Here is a 3,655-nt window from a genome sequence, read left to right on the forward strand (position 1 = left end):
AATCTGAGCGCGCTCAATCGAAATCGGCGCATGACGGGTGGAACGGAATCCACCCGGGTATTGCGCAACCAGTGTTGCCCTAAAAGGCGCTCTTGACCACGCCACCGTCGACACGGACAGCGGCGCCGGTCGTCGCCGATGCCAGCGGACTGGTCAGGTAGACGGCCATGGCCGCAACTTCTTCAGGCGTCGCGAAGCGTTTGATCAGGGATGTCGGGCGAACCTTGTCGAAGAACTCTTTCTCGAACTCGGCGAAGGATTTCCCCTCGGCCTTGGCCATGGTCTCGACGAACTCGCCGACACCGCGCGAACGTGTCGGACCAGGCAGCAGACTGTTGACGGTGATGCCGGTGCCCGCAAGCGATTCGGCCAAGCCCCTCGCAACCGCGATCTGGGCAGCCTTGGTCACACCGTAGTGGATCATTTCGGGGGGAATCTGGATCCCGCTCTCGCTGGAAACAAACAGGATGCGTCCCCAATCCGCCTTTTTCATCGCCGGCAGGCATAGCCTGGCAAGGCGAACGCCACTGGTCACGTTGATGTCGAAGAACCGGCTCCACTCGGTGTCGGAGATATCCTTGAAGCCCTTCGGCTCGTAGATGCCGAGGTTGTTGATCAGGATTTCAATGCCCGGGTGCTTGCCGACCAGTTCTTCAGCGGCCTGCGCGGTACTCAGGTCACCGGCGAATCCCAACGCCTCCTTGCCGGTTGATTGTTTGATCGATGCGAGCGCCTTGTCGACAGATGCTTGTGAGCGACCATTGACAATGACGCGTGCTCCCTCGCGCACCAGCGCCTCGGCGATTGCGAAACCGATACCGGCCGTGCTGCCCGACACCAGCGCAAGCTTGTTTGTGAGCTGCAAGTCCATGTTCGCGCCTTCCTCTAGTTAAATTGTTCTGGTGCGCTAGACAAGCAATACCCAAGAGATCTGCGTGAATGCTTGCACCAGGCCCAAGACCATTGGGTCGGCTGTCGGACAAACAAGGTGCGCCGCCATTCTCCTGCTGCGGTCAGTCGGTATCTCAACCAGTCAGACAAGAACGATGGGCATCGATGCATGCACCACATCCACGGCATCAGTTCGACATTTTGAACAAGCACACCTGCTCAATCAGGCGCGCCTGCATTCGAAGGCGTGGCTTGCTCAGGCCTCACGCACATCCGTGCCTGGCCCGTTGGTCTTGACCGATGCGATGCCGGTCGCGCGTGCGTCATCCGATGAATACATCTGACTCGTGCCGATGACCTGACCATTGCCGGCGCGCAAGTTGAAGTAGGGGCGACCATCGCTGGCCACGCTGAGCTCGTAGCGCTCGTCCGACGGTGAATTGGTCTGCACCGACGCGATGCCGGTCTGCGCAGCACCCCTGGATTCATACATCTGGCTGCGCAGGATGACCTGCCCGTTTGCAGCCTTCAGTACAAACGAGAACTGACCTTTGTCGTTCGATGAAATTTCATAGTGGCCGGACATGGCGATCTCCCTTGGTGGATTGGGCGGAAGCGATCACAACGAAGCCGGGTGCATCCACTTCCGCGGAGGACAAAGTAGCGGGCAAACCTGCGAGGATTCACGCTTGCACGAACGATCGCCGGCAAGCCGAGTCGGTCACGGCAACTGAATGCGTGACGAGAACCCTGCAGCGTTCCGAGTTTAGACGCCACCGCCCGAACGTGTCGACCCGATGTAACAAACCGTATCAATACCAATGCATCCTGCAAGCATCGTCAGGCGCGGTGTCGGAACTCGTCGAAGTATTCCTGAGGCTTTGCCCATCCGTTGAACAAGCCCTCGTGAAGCCGTTGCAACCGACATCAGGAAACACGGCATCGGAGCGGTTCACAAGCCGCGAGAATTCATGAATCACGCCATCGAGAACTCGAGAAACAAGGCATTTCGGGCCCGGGATGATCAACGCCCGCACGCTCGAACAGGCCCTGGCCGTGATCGCTTGAAAGCAGTCCGCGTAGCCATCTTCTGGTGTGCCCGAGGCCATCGCATCGTGATTGAGCAGAACACCATCGCCTGCCTTTGCAAGAGGTGTTATTTCACTTGGAAAACCAATCTTGCAATTACGCCAGATCAGGCCGCAGGATTGGACGGCCCGATTGGCCACGATCGCTAATTTCTGGAGGGATCTTCCTGCAACTACCCTTGACTGTCCCTGATTGGACAGCAAGATCAGATTTCACTTTGCAATCGAATAGTAGTTGGGCCAAGAATGTTGCTCACAGAAGATCAGTTCAGCCAGACGTTTGCCGCACCTATGCGGCTGCTACCGCAGGAGGCGGAACCACCATTCAATTTCTGGCCCTACTTCGAGGAAATCTCGGCAAGGGATTTTGAGGGCCATGAGTTTTCCGGAGATGTCACGTACGTCTACGAACATCCTTCCGGGAAGTTTCAACATGTCTTGCTCAACAGCGAAGAGAAGGGCATATTCTTGGCAATTGTCCTCAATGTGCCGGCGCGGCGCGTTTTTGGGCATCGCATCCTCAACCTCAATGCGCTGTATGGGGTTGGCGAGCCCAACTAGGCGTTCAACTCGACCGCTGTGTGTTGCCGCCAAAATCGTGCGTCCATGCGCGGCGCGTCAACTTCGGTGTTGCGCGGATTCGGGGGAGTTGTCGTGGGTTTAGACGTATCAATTGGGTTCGTTGCTGACCTCAGAGCCAACGACCCTGAAGGCGCGGAAGAATTTGATGAGTACTTCTCGTTTCTTGGCCTACTGCTGAAAGAGGCGGGCCTGCCTCAGCACGAAGAACCCATCGACTGTGAGGTCTGGGGCGCGCAGATGTTTGGATATTCCGGGTTGCACTATCTCCGGCGTATCGCGGCGCATTTGGACGCGCGATTGCCGCTACCACAGCCTGGCGATGACAATAGCTCGGACGATCCTCTTCTGGCGGCCTACTTTGATCACGTCCTGGGAAAGAAGTCTGGGCTTGTTCAACGACTACTAAAAAGGCACCCACGGTTTGCTCGGTCATTCGATCACTTGATCGTCCATAGCGATGCCGAGGGGTTTTATCTTCCGCAAGACTTTCCACATGTCCTGTTCGCTGATGACAAAAAGCTTCCCGGCGGCATGCTTGGGTCTGCGCCACGGCTACTCGCTGAGCTCGAACGGCTGGCCTCGATGTTGGGGGTACCAGAGAGTCTCCACTCTCAGTCGGATGAACTGTGGGAGGCAGCGGACTCGCAGGGGGAAGGAGATGCGCGGTGGGAGAGGTATGGAATCGAAAGCTATACTTGCGTTGTTCTACGCGAGGCGTGCCGCAAGAGCATGGCGACAGGTTCAGCAATCGTCTTCAGCTAGCCCTCCGCCCAACGATGTGTTCAAGCGGACCGCTGGGAGTTGTCTTGTTTTTCCTGATGTTTGCTCGCCCAGCGGGGGCTTGCCACAGCGTTAGGCGTCACTCGGAGATATTTTCATGAACTGGGATGCCATAGGAGCAATTGGCGAAATAGCTGGTGCAATTGGCGTCATTGTCACCCTCTTATATCTCGCGATACAGCTTCGCCAGAATACCAAAGCCTCCAATGCAATCGCCGTTCAAAACTCCATGGAAAACTCGGCCAGGTTTTCAGAGCTGATTTCAAAGGACCCTGAACTTGCACGCACATTTTATTCGGGGCTTTCACATCCGG

6 protein-coding genes are annotated in these 3,655 nt (G+C 56.8%); 3 read left to right on the top strand and 3 right to left on the bottom strand.

The genetic code is table 11. From position 1 onward, the window contains the following. Positions 1–79 precede the first annotated feature (79 nt). The 3 genes from WBP53_RS08120 to WBP53_RS08130 form a co-directional block, all read right to left on the bottom strand. Entirely contained in the window at positions 80–871 is a 792-nt protein-coding gene (locus WBP53_RS08120) for an SDR family NAD(P)-dependent oxidoreductase (RefSeq protein ID WP_423927736.1), read from the bottom strand. 276 nt (positions 872–1,147) lie between these two features. Beyond that, positions 1,148–1,477 (bottom strand): YegP family protein, encoded by a 330-nt coding sequence (locus WBP53_RS08125; RefSeq protein WP_423927738.1) that lies wholly within the window; start codon positions 1,475–1,477, stop codon positions 1,148–1,150. A gap of 226 nt (positions 1,478–1,703) precedes the next feature. Next, positions 1,704–2,183: a hypothetical protein gene (locus WBP53_RS08130; RefSeq protein ID WP_423927740.1), complete on the bottom strand. Its 480-nt coding sequence runs from the start codon at positions 2,181–2,183 to the stop codon at positions 1,704–1,706. 42 nt (positions 2,184–2,225) lie between these two features. Between WBP53_RS08130 and WBP53_RS08135 the strand changes: the two genes are divergently transcribed. The 3 genes from WBP53_RS08135 to WBP53_RS08145 form a co-directional block, all read left to right on the top strand. Further along, the gene (locus tag WBP53_RS08135) at positions 2,226–2,540 is read left to right on the top strand and encodes a hypothetical protein (protein WP_423927742.1); all 315 of its coding nucleotides are present in this window, start codon (positions 2,226–2,228) and stop codon (positions 2,538–2,540) included. A 93-nt stretch (positions 2,541–2,633) separates the two neighbouring features. After that, complete coding sequence (locus WBP53_RS08140; RefSeq protein WP_423927744.1) at positions 2,634–3,323, top strand: hypothetical protein; 690 nt, start codon at positions 2,634–2,636, stop codon at positions 3,321–3,323. Between the two features lie 115 nt (positions 3,324–3,438). After that, the coding region (locus WBP53_RS08145) for a hypothetical protein (protein WP_423927746.1) at positions 3,439–3,655 on the top strand (217 nt) is incomplete at its 3' end.

The organism is Dokdonella sp., from assembly GCF_049593775.1.
Lineage (GTDB): Bacteria > Pseudomonadota > Gammaproteobacteria > Xanthomonadales > Rhodanobacteraceae > Dokdonella.

Coding starts and splice junctions, on each gene's coding strand:
- WBP53_RS08120 (WP_423927736.1), bottom strand. CDS start 871: ATGGACTTGCAGCTCACAAACAAGCTTGCGCTGGTGTCGGGCAGCACG.
- WBP53_RS08135 (WP_423927742.1), top strand. CDS start 2,226: ATGTTGCTCACAGAAGATCAGTTCAGCCAGACGTTTGCCGCACCTATG.
- WBP53_RS08125 (WP_423927738.1), bottom strand. CDS start 1,477: ATGTCCGGCCACTATGAAATTTCATCGAACGACAAAGGTCAGTTCTCG.